16 protein-coding genes and 3 tRNA genes are annotated in these 19,371 nt (G+C 27.9%); 5 read left to right on the top strand and 14 right to left on the bottom strand.

The genetic code is table 11. The annotated features are described in order from the left end of the window. Positions 1-833: 833 nt before the first annotated feature. Complete coding sequence (locus LJI21_00575) at positions 834-3,389, bottom strand: PD-(D/E)XK nuclease family protein (GenBank protein ID WFW29802.1); 2,556 nt, start codon at positions 3,387-3,389, stop codon at positions 834-836. Positions 3,390-3,538: 149 nt separating this feature from the next. Here LJI21_00575 and LJI21_00570 point away from each other — a divergent pair, with 149 nt between their 5' ends. Then, the gene (locus LJI21_00570) at positions 3,539-6,619 is read left to right on the top strand and encodes a phosphoribosylformylglycinamidine synthase (protein ID WFW29801.1); all 3,081 of its coding nucleotides are present in this window, start codon (positions 3,539-3,541) and stop codon (positions 6,617-6,619) included. A gap of 175 nt (positions 6,620-6,794) precedes the next feature. Next, positions 6,795-7,280 carry a hypothetical protein gene (locus tag LJI21_00565; protein ID WFW29800.1) on the top strand — a complete coding sequence of 162 codons (486 nt, stop codon included), beginning with the start codon at positions 6,795-6,797 and terminating at the stop codon, positions 7,278-7,280. 685 nt (positions 7,281-7,965) lie between these two features. On the opposite strand, the gene dapA is transcribed toward LJI21_00565, so the two are convergent. The 5 genes from dapA to LJI21_00540 all read right to left on the bottom strand — a co-directional run bounded on the left by dapA (position 7,966) and on the right by LJI21_00540 (position 11,211). Then, positions 7,966-8,853, bottom strand: coding sequence for a 4-hydroxy-tetrahydrodipicolinate synthase (gene dapA / locus LJI21_00560; GenBank protein WFW29799.1), 888 nt, complete (start codon positions 8,851-8,853; stop codon positions 7,966-7,968). 12 nt (positions 8,854-8,865) lie between these two features. Next, the gene (gene ssb / locus LJI21_00555) at positions 8,866-9,351 is read right to left on the bottom strand and encodes a single-stranded DNA-binding protein (protein ID WFW29798.1); all 486 of its coding nucleotides are present in this window, start codon (positions 9,349-9,351) and stop codon (positions 8,866-8,868) included. Between the two features lie 68 nt (positions 9,352-9,419). Further along, positions 9,420-9,495 (bottom strand) — tRNA-Arg (locus tag LJI21_00550). Between the two features lie 198 nt (positions 9,496-9,693). After that, entirely contained in the window at positions 9,694-9,840 is a 147-nt protein-coding gene (locus LJI21_00545) for a hypothetical protein (GenBank protein ID WFW29797.1), read from the bottom strand. A 138-nt stretch (positions 9,841-9,978) separates the two neighbouring features. Then, a complete protein-coding gene (locus LJI21_00540) occupies positions 9,979-11,211 on the bottom strand; it encodes a lipoprotein-releasing ABC transporter permease subunit (protein ID WFW29796.1) in 1,233 nt (410 codons plus the stop codon). A 593-nt stretch (positions 11,212-11,804) separates the two neighbouring features. Here LJI21_00540 and tsaB point away from each other — a divergent pair. Then, a complete protein-coding gene (gene tsaB, locus LJI21_00535; GenBank protein ID WFW29795.1) occupies positions 11,805-12,428 on the top strand; it encodes a tRNA (adenosine(37)-N6)-threonylcarbamoyltransferase complex dimerization subunit type 1 TsaB in 624 nt (207 codons plus the stop codon). 388 nt (positions 12,429-12,816) lie between these two features. On the opposite strand, the gene LJI21_00530 is transcribed toward tsaB, so the two are convergent. After that, positions 12,817-13,782 (bottom strand): glutamine amidotransferase, encoded by a 966-nt coding sequence (locus tag LJI21_00530; GenBank protein WFW29794.1) that lies wholly within the window; start codon positions 13,780-13,782, stop codon positions 12,817-12,819. 105 nt (positions 13,783-13,887) lie between these two features. Then, positions 13,888-13,960: transfer RNA gene (locus tag LJI21_00525), tRNA-Phe, on the bottom strand. 510 nt (positions 13,961-14,470) lie between these two features. Between LJI21_00525 and LJI21_00520 the strand changes: the two genes are divergently transcribed. Further along, positions 14,471-14,695, top strand: a complete 225-nt coding sequence (locus tag LJI21_00520) for a zinc-finger domain-containing protein (protein WFW29793.1) — start codon at positions 14,471-14,473, stop codon at positions 14,693-14,695. 1 nt (position 14,696) lies between these two features. On the opposite strand, the gene LJI21_00515 is transcribed toward LJI21_00520, so the two are convergent. The 6 genes from LJI21_00515 to rpsB are packed head-to-tail and all read right to left on the bottom strand — an operon-like array spanning position 14,697 to position 19,069. Then, positions 14,697-15,326: a phosphatidate cytidylyltransferase gene (locus tag LJI21_00515; GenBank protein WFW29792.1), complete on the bottom strand. Its 630-nt coding sequence runs from the start codon at positions 15,324-15,326 to the stop codon at positions 14,697-14,699. Continuing rightward, on the bottom strand, positions 15,316-16,020 hold the full coding sequence (gene uppS, locus LJI21_00510; GenBank protein WFW29791.1) for a di-trans,poly-cis-decaprenylcistransferase: 705 nt from the start codon (positions 16,018-16,020) through the stop codon (positions 15,316-15,318). The genes LJI21_00515 and uppS overlap by 11 nt, the downstream gene beginning before the upstream one ends. Next, positions 16,021-16,581, bottom strand: a complete 561-nt coding sequence (gene frr / locus LJI21_00505; protein ID WFW29790.1) for a ribosome recycling factor — start codon at positions 16,579-16,581, stop codon at positions 16,021-16,023. 10 nt (positions 16,582-16,591) lie between these two features. After that, positions 16,592-17,329, bottom strand: a complete 738-nt coding sequence (pyrH, locus tag LJI21_00500) for a UMP kinase (protein ID WFW29789.1) — start codon at positions 17,327-17,329, stop codon at positions 16,592-16,594. Positions 17,330-17,339: 10 nt separating this feature from the next. Beyond that, on the bottom strand, positions 17,340-18,233 hold the full coding sequence (gene tsf, locus LJI21_00495) for a translation elongation factor Ts (GenBank protein WFW29788.1): 894 nt from the start codon (positions 18,231-18,233) through the stop codon (positions 17,340-17,342). After that, entirely contained in the window at positions 18,230-19,069 is an 840-nt protein-coding gene (gene rpsB / locus LJI21_00490; GenBank protein WFW29787.1) for a 30S ribosomal protein S2, read from the bottom strand. Before rpsB ends, tsf begins: the two co-directional genes overlap by 4 nt. A gap of 211 nt (positions 19,070-19,280) precedes the next feature. Here rpsB and LJI21_00485 point away from each other — a divergent pair. After that, a tRNA-Asp gene (locus LJI21_00485) sits at positions 19,281-19,354 on the top strand. Positions 19,355-19,371 lie beyond the last annotated feature (17 nt).

The raw sequence follows: 19,371 nt of genomic DNA, 5'->3' as shown, positions 1-19,371 counted from the left end.
TGCTCACTTTCTATAAAGAATAACCTCTTTATATTTTCTAACTTTTAAAGTTGCAATTAAATTTTAATAACCATCTAAATTTTATAGATATTACCAAATAAAATTTTCAAAAAAACTATTTTATGTAATTTGCAATATTTAATAATTTAACACTATTTTAGTGATATTAAATTAAACTAATATTTTCGGGTATGAGCCATCCCATAACCATTATAATTAACCAAAATTTGGTTTTCCATGAAAATGTGGATCTAACTACCTTTACCCATTTAGTTTTTTGTAAATCCTTCTTTATACAATTAAAAATTAATAAAACTTTTACAATATTATCCACCAATAAATCGAAATAATTTAAAAGTTTTACAGCTACTTTATTATAGTAAGCCCATTTATTAAATTAAGAGAAGTTATTTTTAAAATATTAAATAAAATAAAACAAAGCTATAACAATGCAATATCACCCTAAATAATCTTAAATTCAGAAAATAAAACGTAAAATATACCATATAATAAACTTCACATATCCTTTATAAGGATTTTCTTTTCTGAGAAGATAAACTATATAGATTTTATTATAAAATTTAAAAAATTAAATATCTCAAACAAGCATACAAACTCCCATACATTAATTATTTTAATGAAAAGTGTGCCCAAATAAAATAGCACCCCCTATTCTAGGTTAGAAATCTATCGTTAACAATACAAAATAAAACCCAAAGTTTCTATTTTCTCAAAACTCACATTTTTATCTACAAAATATCCACTCTTTTCTACATATATCTCACATTTTTATTTACGCAGATAATAAAATATAAATATTATAAGATTTTCTCTTATAACCACTCTCCTGTCCTTTCTAATTGTTTATAAACATAAAAGTCCAAAAACCTATTAAAATAAGGAGAAGCGATAAATGGAATAGAATCTTTTAAATAACTAAATAAAAATTTCGGTAAACCAGATTTAAACTCCAAAATTTTTTGTCTGCAATTCTTCAAAGAAAAAACTTTTATCTCATTAAAATCTAGTTTCCAATAAATAAGCTCTGAAACTTCCATTTTTGTTGTATGTTCTACTGTCAATGCTTCTAAAATTAACTGAGAAAAAAATCCTGATGTAATTTCCTCATCAGAAGGAATTGAACCTAACTTATAATCTATAATTGCTATCTTACCGTTTGGTAAATATTCAACTCTGTCACATTTTGACGTTAATAGAATTCCTTTCGCAACCAAATCTATGTTTTCTGTACAAGTAATTTTATACTTGGATAAATTATTATGAGAAGTATAAACTTCAGTATCAAGATGAAATATTGGATAAAAAAAGACCTTCTCTAATTCAAATCGATTACTTCTAGTTGTTCTGTTAAACTTAATAAAAGATTGAACTATTTTCTGTAGTCTCACTAACCACATATTCGAAAAGGTAAACTGACTAGACGAAAACACTTCTTGCGCAATACGCATTGGTGATTCTCTACTATGTAAATATTTCTCAAGAGTGCTATGAACTATAACACCAAATTCCAACATCGATGGTTTAAAATTTAAGTCTCTTAATTTTTTAATGTTCAGTATATATTCAGCATAAAATGAATAAGGATTGCGAATTAATTTTTCTACTGCACTACAAGACATCACTTGCATTATTTCTTTCCTTACTTCAGACTTAGGCTTTGGAACGGGTCGAGCACAAGGTGCAATAACCTCAGGTGTATTTAACATTTTCAACCAATTATGACTATATTTTGATTCCTTTCGAAGTACAATTTCCAAGCGTCGCAATAAAATTGATTTCCTATTGCTCAACAAACTTATAATGTATACCTTACTAGCGCCAAATAAACCATGCAAGTTATATAAAAAATATCCTTGCTCTTCTTGTATAGAAGGAAAACCAAACCTTTCTCTCGTCAAAGTATTTAAGAATGGATTTTGAAAACTCGGTATATCGTAAAATCCAGCAAGTATTATAACTTTATTATAATATAAATTAAATCTATTTAAACTGTCTACTGTAGAAAAAAATTCCCTTTTTAAAAGGAAAGTTAAAATCTGAACATACAATTTTAAAGAACATTTTATCATTATACCTTCACATGCGCTTAAAAGTGCACGAATAAAAATACCTATTTCATTATCTAGCTCTGAAAAGTCAATCCCAGAAAGTAAACTAATACATTGTAGATGAGTTGCTATTACATGAGAAATAGGACAATTAACAGAATTAAGTAATAAATCAAATATAACTTTTAGTTTGTTAATAATAATTAATATATCTTCCTTATATTTTAATTTTTTATGAACATTAATTATATTTATAATACTACTACTACCGTTGATACTAAAGTTGCGCAATATTTCTATTTCAAATTCAGATAAAATCTGAATATAATTTTTTTCAATATAACCAAAAGTTACTAATTTATGTTTTAAAAGAGAAAGAAGTGCAACACTGTTCCAATTTGAACTTAAAACTTCAACACTATAAAGCAAAAGCGTTACATAAGAATGATTTTTTAAACTAGAACATCTCATACGAGATGCAAGTAACTTGTCAAAAATATATAAAGAAATATTTTCATAATCTTCACCCTCCATAATTAGAGATGTCATTTGTGCTTCTTCTTCTCTCGAATTACAAACTATAATTTCAATATTTTTAATACATTCGCCATCATTAATCTTACTAAGATCAACAGTTGTATCAAAAATACAATCAATATTACTATTCGTAGTGTTTAAACAAATAACATTTCTTCTATCTACGCCGAGATAATCTAACAGATCTTTTAAACAATACTGATAATGTTTTTTATTTAAAAACTTCCAACATTCCTCCCTAATTTCCAGATTGAGATTTGGTAAAATTACCTTTCCAAGAGGTAAATCATATATAGCCTTAATCAACAATTTGTGAATACTATTCTTTCCAATTCCAACAAAAATTATATTTTGATCTCTTCGCATAGAAGCTATCATATTATTAATATAATTAGTTTTATACTCCGGTATGTCCACCATTCCAAGATTACTCAAAGTTACATTCCAAGTCTTGATAAGTAAATTAATAAAACTTTCTGTTTTCTTTAAACGTTTATCTACTTGATAATAATCAATTACTTGAGTATACCGAATTTCGTCAAGCAATGATAATAAACTACAAGTCAAATCAATTGGAAAATTATCATTATTTTCTTTATTCCATTCCAATATAAATTGGATCAATAATAGTATTCTCTTCATAGGTTTAATAACTTTAACCCTATCAATATTCAGTATTGAGTCTTCTTTATCAATATCCTCTAATGAAATTAGATCCGGTAGAATTATATATTCTCTAATAGTACATCTCTTGAACGCATTTATTAATGCTATCACATCCATTTTACAAGGAAGTATAATCTTTACTTTTGAAATCTCATCTCCTTTGTATTCAGAACATATATATTGACTAAGTATATCAAAAAAAAATTATTTCTTTTTAGAGTAAAAACTTTTCCCATAATTTAAATTCTTTTTATTATAATAATAAGATGACAAACATCAGAATAGAAATTCTAAACAAACATAAAAAAAATAGCAATAAATGGTTTGTTAATGTTTATTCAATTTATATGAGCATAAAATTATCATCAAAACTATATGAAAATATCTGTAAACTATTTTACAATGAAACTGTACAAAACTGCCGTTATTATTTTTATAATGAAAGTCTTGAAGAAGTTAAATATAGTTTCATAGAACCACGAGCTGAATGGGGTTTGGAAATAAATTTTCTACCTAACATAGTTGATAATGTAGGTAATACTGTAAAACAAATTATCAAAGAATATTTAATAAGCAAACACCTATCCATTACTCATTCCTCTACTACTTTAAAATGCAATGCTAAAACCTATAAACTCCAATATCAAAATCTTGAAATAAACGAAAAAAATACCAAAATAACTTCATTTGATATCGCGGCAAAAAGCTCAAAATTGGTCTTAGGTAATGGAAATTTACCTGAAAATAACACTATAGAATTTAATCCCATGACTGAATATAGTACACTTATATACAAAGAAAAAAATGGTAATTTCTATTGGAAAAAACACTATAAAAAACAAAATTTCATCTCTATTCCAAATAATACCGTTAAAACTAATAATTCACAATGCTCAACTAATCAAATATTAAAAAATAATACTATAACAGCTACCAAATTTGTTAACCTAGATGTAAGTGATTACAAACTCAAAAAACTTAGCAAATACGGAATTAATGGTAACGGCACTCTAGGATTATCACTTATAGCAATGAAATCCATAAAAAATTATTTTAAAAAGCTAGGTAGAAATCCATACGATATTGAACTTGAATCTCTAGCACAAACTTGGTCTGAACACTGTAAGCACAACATATTCTGTTCCCCTATCGATGAAATAAAAAATGGTCTATACGAAAATTATATTAAGCGAGCAACCCATGAAATAAATTCCAATATATGTATATCAGTTTTCTCGGACAATGCAGGAGGAATAATTTTCGACGATAATTATTTAATTGTAGGTAAGGTCGAAACTCATAATAGTCCCTCTGCTCTCGATCCGTTTAACGGAGCAATGACTGGGGTACTTGGGGTTAATCGAGATATATTAGGCTTTGGTAAGGGCGCAGAACCTATAATGAATACATATTATTTTTGCTTTGCTGAAAAAGAAAAAAATAAATTTTATAGAGATAAAGAATGTAAAAATAAAATTTTAAATCCAAAATATATTATGAAAAAAGTAATTCATGGTGTCAATGTAGCTGGCAATTGTTCTGGGATTCCAACACAACTTGGATCATTATATTTTGACGATAGATTTTGTGGAAAACCATTAGTTTTTGTTGGTAGTATTGGAATTATTCCACGTAATATAAATAATACACTCTCACACATTAAAGAACCTAAAAATGGAGATATAATTGTAATTATAGGTGGTAGGGTTGGAAGAGACGGAATCCACGGCGCAACATTTTCTTCAAAAAAGATGTCTGGAAATAATCCTTTAACAATTGTACAAATTGGTGACCCTATAACACAAAAAAAAATGTCAAATTTTATTATAGAAGCAAGAAATCGCGGTCTTTTTAATGCAATAACAGATAACGGAGCAGGAGGATTATCGTCATCTATCGGTGAAATGGGAAAAAATGGATTCGAAGTTGATTTAAGTAAGGTTCCACTTAAAAATAATAATATGTCTCCATGGGAAATATGGATATCAGAATCACAAGAAAGAATGACTTTAGCAGTACCAGAGGAAAATCTCCATATACTTTTCCAAATCGCGAAAAAACATGATGTAGAAGCAAATGCAATCGGAATATTCAACAATACTGGCATGTCTGTAGTTCGATTCGCTTCCTCTTCGCCAATAATGAACATCGAAACTAAGTTCCTACATAACGGCAATCCCAAAATACATTTACAAACAAAACCTTGGCTCAAAAAAACTACTACTATCACCCCTATATTTAGTACTAGCACAATGTCACACCAAGAAACTGAGTTAAAAGAAATGCTAAGTAGACCAAATATTTGCAGTAAAGAGTTTATAATAGTACAATATGAACACGAAGTTCAAGGCTCATCAGTATTAAAACAATTACAGGGTAAGGGAAGAGTATGCAGCGAAGTTATTGTTTCAAGACCAATTCTTTCATCAAAAAAAGGTATTGTAAAATCGCAAGGATTCGGTTCAAGTTATGGAGAAATAGATACTTATCATATGGGGGCGTGTGCAATTGATACTGCTATACGTAATTATGTAGTTGTAGGGGGGAATATAAATCATCTAGCATTACTCGATAATTTTTGTTGGTGTAGTGCCTACGATCCAAAAAGACTTTGGCAATTAAAAAGAACTGCAAAAGCCTGTTACGATTTTGCAACTGCATTTAAAACTCCATTTATATCTGGAAAAGACAGCATGTTCAATGATTTCAAGGGATACGATGAAAATGGTAAAGAGATTACTATATCTGCACCACCATCATTACTTATTTCAGCAATTGGAGTCATAGAAGATATTGAAAATACAGTATCACTTGATGTAAAAATGCCGGAAGATTTAATATATATACTCGGTATAACACATGACGAACTTGGAAGATCTGAATATCAACTATATAGTGGAATACATAATAACAATGTACCAAAAGTCAACGCAAAAAGCGCTAAAAGTTTATATGAGTGTTATAGCTTTGCAATAGAAAATGGAATAATTGCATCCGCAATTGCATTAAATCTCGGAGGATTAGCAATTGCTCTAGTAAAGTCACTAATAGCAGGAGATTTTGGTGCTGAAGTTGATCTCTCGCTAGTACCAATCGGGAAAATACAAAATAAAAGTATAATAAACGAGATAATAATGTTTTCTGAATCCCAAAGTAGAATTCTTGTTACCATTGCACCGCAAAATCAACACAAATTTGAAAAATTATTAAAAAATAAGAATATAGTTTTTTCATGTATTGGTAAAGTAACAGAAAAAAAAATATTAAATATAAAAAATATTTTAGAAATAGACTTAATGATTTTAGAGAGCAGCTACCGTAACACATTATTAAACAATCTTAATTAATTATTAAAAATTATTTAAACTTATTTAAAAAAACTCTTTCATTATTAAAATGTTCATATAAAATAATAAACATAAGTTTTAATCTAAATTTTACTAAAGGAAACCTATAATGTATTATATTCTGTCGTTTTTCTTACTTATTATTCTCTCTTTGCTCAATAATTCAAATAAATTAATGGTATGCGCTATTATAATTATAGTAGTAGCTTTAATCACAAATTTAATAACAGCATTTTACGGTAAAAAGGAAGCTGTATATAGCATAATAATGTGCACAGTGCTATGTTGCATTCTAAAATTACAACATCTTGATGCGTTAACATTGATTTCATATACTGCAATCTTAATATCTCTTCTTCTAAGTATAATTATTTTTGATAATATAAAATCTAGACTTGATTTTTATATAACAAATTCTATTGCTCTAATTGCAGCATCAATAATCGATAGCAGCATTATGTGCATTGGATTACTACATAAATTTCACATAAACAAATGTCTATCTATATATATCAAAGACTTAGCTTTTAAATTTTCTTATATATCGATATTAGGTATTTGTCTACTAGCAGCAACAATTTTATCAAATCATATAAAGAAAAATATTAAGTTCCTACGCAATTTATCTTCTCTGTTTTTACAACCGACGAATTTTTTATAAAAATTCTCCCCCCCTTCATTTAAAATGGGGGGGTTGTTGATTCGTTTATAACGAATGAAACTTACACCATATGAGCAAGAAGTACAAATTATAATAATATATCTAAAGAAAGAGATAATCTCTTCGTAGTTTTTCGAACACGAAGTAAACTTTAATAATAAAAATATATAAAGTTATTCCTTTATGTTAGTTATACAATAACGTCACAAAATAATCCCCCTTCAAAATATATAAAAAGAAAAATTTTAACTAAAAAGAAGAACACCACCAAAACAATTATTTTTAAACGACTCTAATTATTCAAATTTTGAAAAAGTAAAAATCAATTAATTTTTTCTTTCAGCTCTATTTAAAAGCGTATGTTTATACGAAAAAATAATTCACCTCAAATCCTAAATTTATATATTTTTAAATAAATTGACTAATCCAGTTTTACATTTTGGATAAAATAGAACCACCGAACTATAACAAAAACTCTTACCACCTAAACAGAACCCAATAATAAGACAATGTTTTATTTATATAAAAACTAGAACCCTGAAACAAAGCTAATAATGTGTAACACTTATTTTAAAATAAATATTAATTTAAACTATTTTTATATTAAAATGATAAAATATTCAGGCATTTTATTAATTCAAAAATTCAATTCCCCCCCTACAAAATTCTCTTCATATTATTTCAATTATAAAAGCATATCTCGCATACTGAGTGGTAAACGAACAGTATTATATTCTATAATTCCAATATTATGAAGAAACATTTTTACAGGTACTGGATTACTTGCAATAAGTAGCAACTTACAAACCCTTTGCCAAATACCCATTAAACTTTTTATATCATCATCTTTCATGATCTGAATAATTGTCTTTTTCTCAAATTTTATCATCATACGTTGAGATAAAAATATACACCGCTTAACATATTTACGTGCTATACTAGGTAAAATATTAGAGGCAACAGAAACTAAACCAACTGCACCACGAACAACCATATCAAACGCGATATTATCATCTCCACAAAAAATCTTCAAATTTGGTGCAACCTCTTTATATTCAATCAAACTAGCAATAGTACCACTCGAATCTTTAATAGCCCAGAACTTTTCATGACCATATAAATTAAAAACAGTTTCAGGATAAAGATTTACTCCTGCCCTTGATGGAACATTATAAAGCATAGCTGGCACATGTACTTTCTCAAGCAATTTCTCAAACCATAAAGTTTGCCCTATAATCCCAGGTTTTGTATAAATTGGAGTAGTTATAAGATAATGATGAATAGGCATATCATTACAAAAATTTAGCAACTTAAAAGTCTGATATAAATTTACCCCAGGCACACAAACCATAATCTTTGTATTCAATTTTAGATCGCATGCAAATTTAACTATCATGCATCTCTCAGAGTCAGTAAGCGATAAACTTTCACCCGTGCTACCCAACAACACTACTCCATTTCCAGCCCTAGCTTGCATTATAAGCAAGCGTCGTAAACTACAGTAATCTATCTTCCCTTTACAATTAAAAGGTGTAACACAAGCAGTCCATAAAAATGGAGATAATAAACACACTTCACAAATTATCTAAAACGGTATTTCATCAATCGGTTCCTCTTTTATTAAACCATCAAAATTCTCATATTGACTTTTCTTTTCTACTTCTTCACTTTGATTGCACTCAGATGATCTATTATAATCGAAACTTGAAACATTATTTCGTAGATCTAAAAAAACAAGAACTCCGTTAAAGTTCTGCAACAATATCTCTGTTATATACTTCTCAATACCATTCTTATCAGTATATCTCCTAGTCCTTAAAGAACCCTCAATATAAACTTTGCTACCTTTTCGTGCAAAATCTCTAACAATTTTCACTAATCCTTCACTAAATACTACAACATTATGCCATTCCGTCTTTTCAGAGCGCACACCAAAAGATTTATCAGTCCAACTTTCAGTTGTAGCTACTGAGAAACTTGCCATTTCTTTTCCGTTCTGCATAGTCCTAACTTCAGGATTCCTACCTAAGTTACCAATTAATATAACCTTATTTATAGTACCATTAGACATAAACTTGCCTTTTAAATAAATTCTTTCTACATAATCTTATATAAAAATATGTTACTGTCAAATCTAAATGTGCTTGGAGGGAATCGAACCCACAAACCTTTGTCTTCGGAGGACAACGCTCTATCCAATTTGAGCTACAAGCACAAACTACCATATTAAAATCAAAATTTCACATTCCATATAAAACATTAAACATAAAATGAACAACACACTCACACTACCTAAATGTTATACTTTTCTAATTTAACCTACTGTAATAAACAATTATTATACAATAAAATTTTATCAATATAAAATTTCAATCTAAATTCCAATTTTCTTAATTATTGATACCTATATACTTTAAGTATACACATTACATTGCATTATTAATGCAACTAAACTTATTATATTAAATAATTCATCAATATCAAAACTACATACTTCCCTTCCATCTACCTCTTCTTTTATCATATCAAGAAAGAAATCAATCTTTATAAGAAAATTCACCCCCTACAAAGAATATTTTATATTAAAATTATCCATAATATAACAACAAATTAAACAAACAGTTTAAATATTTAAAAACTATTTCACGTACAATACAATATATTAAAAGATCTTCCTACAAAATTATTCACATATATTTTACTCATATCGTAATATCTCTGCGGGGTTTCGAGTAGCTGCTTGTAATGCAGGAACAATTGTCGCTATAAATGATAGAAATAATGAAAGCACAGAAATATTTATCACGTCTTGTGGAATTAAAACCACAGGTAAGCTTGAAAAAAAATATATTATAGGATTAAACAATTTAATATCAACTATTCCTTCTAGAAAAATTCTAATGTTTTCAACATTAAGAGAAAAAACAACACCTATAATACAACCAAGACAAGTCCCTATAAAACCAATTATTAATCCACAAATACAAAATATGCGTATAACGCTCCAGGTTGTCGCACCAAATGTACGCATAACTGCAATCGTTGATTTCTTTTCTTCCGCTATTATCATTAAGTTTGATACAATATTAAATGCTGCCACAACTATAATCAAAGTAAGAATTAAAAACATCACATTTTTTTCAGCTTTTAACGCACTAAAATAATGACTTTGTTGTAATTGCCAACTTACAACTTCCATTCCAACTTTTTTCTCTATAGAGCTTGCTAATTCGTCAGCCTTAATAAGATTATCTACAAACACTTCTATATTTTTTATATTATCACCACCATAGTCAAAAAAAGCTTGTGCTAATTCTATTGGCATGTATATTAAAGCATTATCATACTCAAATATGCCAGTATCAAATACTGCAACGACCTTGTATTCTTTTATTCTAGGTATATCATTAGATGATACATTAAATTCTTTAGAAGATATAAATGCAACTTTATTACCGCAGTTAACATTCAAAGTCTCTGCTAACCGAGCTCCTATTATTACTCCTTCATTAAATTTTTCAACATTGCCAGCAATTATATTGCTTATAATAGTACTTTTATTAAGTAAATCTGTAACTGATACTCCACGCACTACACTACCTGTAACTTTACCATTTGCTGCAACAATAACTTGATCAAGAGTCATAGGAATCGTTTTTAACACACCGGGAATCTTCTCAATAGATTTTAATATCACATAATAATCTGAACTTACATCTTTATTAAAAGAAACAATAATATGACCATCAATGCCAAGTATTGAATTAAGTAATTTTTCTCTAAATCCATTCATTACAGACATCACCACTATTAACGTCGCAACTCCAAGAGCAAGACCAATAATAGAAAACAAAGTCATAATAGAACAAAAACTTGCATTCTTTGCTCTTAAATAACGGATAGACATAGTAACTTCAAAAGTAATAGACATTAAATATTTAAATTAAACGTTACAAATTATACTTCTTAAAGTTAATACAATATAACCCCTCTTCAGAATTCAAAGAGTAAAATCTCCTCATTTTAAAATTCTTAAAATTTGAAACTATAAAATACCTCTAAAACAATACTTCTAGGTTAGAGAATAACATCAAAATCCATAATAAAAAAGAAAACTTTTTAATACCAAAATTAACATATAGCACGTGTATTATCCCGATTTATACGAGAAAAATACCAAAAACACATAAAATCTCCCCGTATAACAACTAGTAACTAAATTATGTAATAAAAATACTCCAATAATAAAAAAGTTCCAAACAATTACTATTTTATAACTATTCAATAAAAATTGAAGCTTAGAGGTTGAAAAAATAACCCATACCTCCCCTCTTATACACTAAAGTTTTTCATTGACTTTAAATAAAATACAATCTAATCTTGACTTAGAGCATTTTTTTTTGAATCTTAGTTCAGTATTTCATTATAATCGTAAATATTTTATACAATCAACTTGAAATATAAACATAAAATAATACAGAAGAATAATTGTTTTTATTTTAAAATAACTTTTTATACAAAATAATGTCTATTCTAGCAATTGATACTGTGAGTACTAATGGTTCAGTAGCAATAGTTGATAATAATAAGAACTATTTTGTGGAACAAAATCCTATTAATGGTAATAATATGGAAACGTTTTTTTTAATTTTAAACACTCTATTTAATAAATATAATTATAATTATAACAAAATAGATTACTTAGTAGTAATAACTGGACCCGGAAGCTTTACTGGAATTAGAATTGGTATATCTGCTGCAAAAGGTATAAGCCTCGCTACAAACAAACCATTATTCGGAGTTAGTACATTAGAAGTTCAGGCATACATGTTATCCTTGCTACATAAAGATAATACAAAAAATATCAAGGCTATAATCAAAAACACCCAAGGCTTCTACACACAATTATTTGATTTTAATTTATTACCACTATCAGATCCAATTTTAGTTTCTAAATCCCAATATACGATAGATAACAAAACAATAACAGATAATAACTATACCACGCACATAAATTATAATAATCTGCCAAAATTAAACGCTGGACATGCAGGATTACTGTTTCTCCATAAAATGGAAAATAAACAAAAATTGAATGCAGCAAATGCATTATACTTAAATAACCCTCAATATACAAGATTGTCTTAATGCTCCTAAGATAATAAATCTCTAATAAAAAGTCTGTAATTTTTTATCTTAATATAAAAAGCCACTTTTTAATTAAACTAATTAATACAACGAAATCACAATATAAATTTTCGACATTCAAAAATAATCCTTTTATAGAATTATTAGAAATTTTTACTAATTTCAATTAATAAAACACTTTTATTTTATCTACTACTACAAGAGAAAACTTGATATGAATAAAAAAATAAATAAACAAATGCTACTACTATACCACTCTATTTCACATATTTCTCCCTTATTATACGCCACCTATTTAGATATGTACAAAATAAACAAATAAAATTTATTTTACTCAAAACAAAAATTCCTCTAACTAAGGAGTTGGCTTTTTAATATAAGTAGTTAATTAAGCTCGATAAAGAAAATCATTAATAATTGCCATAGCAATTAGTGTTGAAATTTGACAAGTTTTATAATTTGACAAACAATAATTTTCATTTAAATTTAAAATAAAAATTTCTGGACAATTTTGAAAATAAATATTACCATACCTGTCTTCAATAACCTCAGCTACTCCATCGTTAGAAAACGCTACAATTTTATATCCAAGTGACTCTAATCTTTTTCTATTTTCTAACGTATTACTTAAAATTTCTGAGTAAATAATATTTGGAACATACATTGAAAACCATCCATTTTCATCAAATGGCAAAAATTTAACTAATACTTTCGCTAAATGACTATTTGGAACAACTTTCACTTTTTGAAAAAAAATGTTTTCTTGTTTTAGACATGCCATCTTGGAAGCAGATTTTAATATCCTTTCATCACTTATAAAAGAAGACATATTTACTATCTCAATTCCCTTTGCTCTTACAACAGCTTGTAAAGCTCCACACACACATAGCAAATGGATTGCAGGATTATCATCTATTATCTTTATAATCGCTTCAATAATGAGCTGATAATAAATAGAAGGAAAGGATTTATAATAATATGAATTACAGTAATTTCCTAGAATAAATATTCTATTTATTTTAGACTCTTTAATAAAATTCACAATTTCAACTTTCACTTTATCTAAAACTATCTTCTTTATAAAGATTCCATCCAACCCTATGAGATTAATTATCTCTGCCTTAATCTTCTTAAAATCAATTATTTTAATATAATCAATTAACACAATCTTAATTTTTAAATTGTCAAACATCTCACAAATATTCCGAAATAAATTAACCTCATATAAATATTTTTCCTCTACTTTTAATAGACCAACAATTATATCATTAGTCACTGAATACGAATCTTCACAAGTATATGCACAAGAAATACTACTAAATAATAATGTTATACATAGCAATATATTAAACATCATCATATTTATAACAGCAAAATCAATTTAATTTATAGAAATCCTTCACACACATACATCACCTATAAATTATAATATAGATTTTATTCATTAAATGAAAACATATGGCCTGAGCAGGAATCGAACCAGCGACACAAGGATTTTCAGTCCTTTGCTCTACCAACTGAGCTATCAGGCCAACTATATGCATACCCCTTATTTTTAAATAAAAACATTACTGTGTCTATCAAAAACTTAAAAATATAATTTTTTATAAATTAAAAATTTAATAATATAACGAAAAAACTTATCAATAATATTGAGCTCTATCAATTTTATACACATCAACAATAATAACTAATAATATAACTCTACTAATTAACGCGAATTAATAAATTCTAATATTATCTTATAACAAACAGATATTGGCGAGTATGTATTAACATCTCAACAATAAATCAAAAATCAATGTAAATTGTATTACGCAAACTATAAGAACTATAACTAGAATTTTAGTAAAAATTTTTATATTTAAACCACCTCCCTTCTTCTACAAAAGAACTACAGCAGTTCAAATTTGATTATAAACTTTATTATAAAAACATCTATAACCAGAGTTTATTAGATTTATAATAAGAATAAAATGATATTTTAATTTTATTAAACTTTATATATTTGATATTATCATATCAAATATATAAAAATTATAATGTTAAAATTAGAAGAAAATAATAATTTAATAGTTTATTGTCGAGGTGACGAAAATGATAGTACCTCTTATCATCCATTAATTTACATGTATAGAGAAAAAAACAAAATATCTTGTCCTTACTGTAACAAAACAATGAATAAAAAATTCACTACAACCCGTATTTTAAAATCAGTTAACGAACAAAAAGACTATAAACATAACTTATTTCTCTCTAAGAATTAACTCAATATAAATAACAAATAGTAACAAGAGGAGCAGTAAAAATAAAACTATCCATACGATCAAGTACCCCTCCATGACCTGGTATAATATTCCCGCTATCTTTTACATTACAAGCCCTTTTAATAAATGATTCAGTAAAATCACCAAGTTGAGCTAAAATAGCAATTATAAATCCAATCATTGGAGAATAAAATGCAGAAAACAAGCCCAAAAATATTGATCCACAAATTGTGGACATTATTCCCGCTAAAATTGCACCAAGAAATCCGGACCAAGTCTTTCCATAACTAACAACCGGACAGATCTTATATCCACCAAAACTTTTACCAAAAAGATAAGCAGTTACATCAATACTCCAAATAGTTAAAATAAACCATATTAATATATATTTTCCCCGTGAAAGATTATATAAATATATCAACGAAGCATTTGGCAATGCAATTAATAATAACGCAAAAATATATAATGTTCTCTTTCCCCGAGTTAAATCATACCATTCAAAAGAAGATAAAACTGCTATCGAAAAAATTAACATGTAAAATGTTAAATCACTAAAATATATAGCAAAAAAGAATATAAGCAATATTATCATTGAAAATAATACTCTCACTAGAAAATCTCTATCTACCATATCTTTTTTCTCTCCTAATATAATCCTCTAATGCCTTACTCAAATCATAACAAGAAAAATCAGGCCATAAAGTATCACAAAAATATAATTCAGCATAAGCTGCTTGCCATAATAAAAAATTACTTAACCTTTTTTCGCCACCAGTACGAATTAATAAATCCAATTTCGGTAAATCTTTAGTATACAAAAATTTTTCAAATTCGTTTTCTGATATACAGGTAATATTTTCTTTTATAATATTACCTACAGCATTTATAATTTCTTGCCTTGCTCCATAACTAATTGCTATAGTAAGCAATAAACCATCATTCTTGTAGGTAATTTCTTCTACTTTTCTAAGTTGATCAAACATTTTACTTGGTAGTAAATTTAAATTACCAATAAAACTCAATTTAATATTTTGATCACAAATGAAATTAATTTTATCTTCGTCAATTAAAACCGAATAAAACAAATCAAACAAATGATTAATTTCTTCTTTAGATCTAAGCCAATTCTCCATAGAAAATGCATACAAAGTTAAATACGGTATAGCTAGGGCTACACAATAACTAGTAATATTCTGCGCAACCTCACCACCTTTTTTATAACCATCAATTTTTACTTTTCCTTGATTATTTGCCCATCGACCATTACCATCCATAATGATTGCCAAATGTTTTGGCAAAAATTCAATATTTAATTCATTTATCATTCAACAATTTAATATATCTTTCTCCTTAAAAGAGAGCTCCTTATTAATCTTTCTGATATTATCATCAGTGATATTTTGTATTTTCTTTTTAATACTATGAAGATCATCTTTTGAGATTTCTTTATTTTCTTGTATTTTTTCTATTGTCTCTATAGCATCTCTACGTATATTTCTAATTGCAATCCTCGTATTTTCAGCAAATTGATATAGTAATTTTACTAATTTTTTACGAGCTTCCTGTGTTAAATTTGGAAGCATTACACGTATAACATTATTATTTTCAATAATAGGACTTAAATTTATATTAGCGTTCAATATAGCATTTTTTACTTCACCTACAATGACGCTATCCCAGACCTTGATTAATAGCGTTTTATTATTTAAAACCGAGATACTAGCAATCTGATTTAATCTTTGACACCTTCCATAAATATTAACAACTATACTATCAAGTAATGATGTACTAGCTCTACCAGAGTGTATACCTCTAATATCATTACTAAAACACTGAACAGTCTTCAGCATTTTTTCCTCTGTTTTAATTCTTATTTTATTTAACACAAATTACCTATCACTCGAAATCTGAGACTATAGTACAAACACCACAACCTTTAATAATATTAACTATTTTTTCTTCTTTTAAAGAAAAGACTACAATTGGAACAGAATTTTCACGTGCAAGCGAAATAGCCGATGCATCCATAACCTTCAAATCACGAGTCAATAAGTCCATATAAGAGAGTTTATCATACATTACAGCATCTCCATTCTTTTTTGGATCAGCTGAATATATACCATTTACTTGTGTACCTTTCAAAATGACGTCACAATTTGTTTCAACAGCACGTAAAGCTGCAGCAGTATCTGTAGTAAAAAATGGATTACCTATACCTGATGCAAAAATTACAACTCTACCTTTTTCTAAATGATAAACAGCTTTTCTTTTAACATAAGGCTCACATATAGTAGCTGCTACTGGTATCGCAGATAATACCCTACAATCTACTAAATTTTTCTCCAAAAAATTCTGTAAAATTAAAGCATTAATTATAGTTGCAAGCATCCCAATATAATCACTACTTGTTCTATCACAATTTCTCAAAAAGAAAGAGGATGCACCACGAAAGATATTACCTCCACCAATAACAATACATATCTGAATCCCAAGACTGTGAACATCAGCTATATCTTTACACAACCGATCTATAGCTTTTATATCATAGCTACAAGACTGCGCTCCCATTATAACATCACCAGAAATTTTAAACAAAACCCTATGATACTTCACTCCGTTTATTAAGGCAGTCATCTCGAATATCCTAATCTTCTCTATTGCCTAAAATAAGTAACTTATAATCAGATAGTTTAATAGTTGAATTAACATCCAACTCCTTTGATCTGATAAAATCAGAAACCTTTTTTTTATCATCCATAATAAACTTCTGTTCTAATAAAACAACTTCTTCATAATATTTAGCTAATCGATCACTTATTATTTTATCTTCTACTTCCTCAGATTTATTTAAACTTTTTACATATTTCTCAATCATAGATCTCTCGCTATTTAACTTCACATGATCTAAACCATCTATAGAAAGAGCTTCCGGTTTCATGGCAACTATATGCATAGCTATTTGCTTTCCAATTTCTTGCAACTTTAATTTATTACAAGATGATCGCAATGCGACTAAAGCTCCAATTCGACCAAAACCACATAAGCCACCATGCACATAACCAGCAACAATACCATTTTGAACTTCTAAATAACAAAGCCTGCTCAATTCCAATTTTTCACCAAACACAGATATACTATTTATAATAACCTCTTGTACCGTGATGGTACTATTATCATTATTGTAATATTTAACATTTTTTAATTCATCAATACTGGAACAACTTTCTTGAGAAGCAATTAATACTAAGTTTGAAACTAATTCCATAAACTTCTCATTTCTTGCAACAAAATCAGTTTCACAATTAAGTTCAATCAACACGCCACGATTTTCAGTTAAATGCATAGCAATCAACCCATTTACCTTCTTACTATTAAACCTTTTATTAGCCGCTTCAGCGAAACCTACTACACGTAACTTATCAATAGCTCTTTCAATATCACCATCACATTCTTCTAAAGTTTTCTTACAATCACCTAAACCTAGTCCTGTTCTTTTACGTAATTCTCTTATATCGTTCTGATTAATTATCGCTATCATTTTACTTTAATAACCTCATTCTCGCTTTCTTTAGTCATCTTATTATTCAGTACTTTAATTTGTGTAGTACTATTTTCCTTTTCATAAATAAATTTATCACTTCTTATACCATTACCAACCTTAACCCCAGATCTCATTAAACTAGACTCTATCCCTGCCAATATAAAATCTGCAGCTAACTTACAATAAAGTTCTATTGATTTTCTTGAATCATCATTCCCTGGTATAGGATAAGTAATACCGTCTGGATTAGAATTAGTATCGAGCACCGCAACTATTGGAATCTCTAATTTTCTTGCCTCTTTAACTGCAATATGTTCTTTATTAGTATCAATAATAAATAAGATATCTGGAACTGCACCCATTTCTCTAATACCGCCTAATACCTTGTCGAGTTTTTGCCTTTTTTTTTCAATACTTCCTAATTCTTTTTTTGTCAAAACACTATTTTCATTATCTAACACTTTTTCGTATTGAATTAATGTTTTTATTGAAGAAGAAACAGTCTCCCAATTGGTAAGCATGCCACCAAGCCATCGATAATTTACGTAGTATTGACCACAACGAGCTGCCTCATTTGCAATGATATCTAAAGCTTGAAATTTTGTACCAATAAACAATATACGACCACCTTGAGAAGAAACATTATATAAAGCTTTCATTGCAACCCGTAATAATGGTAACGTTTTTCGCAAATCAATTATATGTATACGGCTTTCTTGATGTACTCCATATATATATGGAGCCATTTTTGCATTCCAACGATTAACTTTGTGACCAAAATGTACACCAGATCCAGCTAGATCACCTATAGTGACTCCAGGTAAATTCACCATACTCTCTTTCTTTCCCTCCCTTAATAGTTCATTTCTATGATATGAAAATTTCAACAGTATTTACTGCATTAACAAACAATCTCTACTTTACATTGACAAAAACCAAATCGTCTACATAGTAATATATAAGATAATAAAGTGCAAATAAAAACGTTGACAAAAAAAAATACTTTTATTAGCCTGAACAAAACAAAATAAAAAGAAATGTAAGGGGGGTGTAGCTCAGTAGGTTAGAGCGCATGCCTGTCACGCATGAGGTCGTGAGTTCAAATCTCATCACTCCCGTACAAAATTTGGTAATA

Source organism: Wolbachia endosymbiont of Menacanthus eurysternus (genome assembly GCA_029715105.1).
In the GTDB taxonomy this organism is placed as follows: domain Bacteria; phylum Pseudomonadota; class Alphaproteobacteria; order Rickettsiales; family Anaplasmataceae; genus Wolbachia.
Note: the sequence above shows the minus strand (reverse complement) of the source record. Positions and strands in the feature narration are given on the sequence as shown.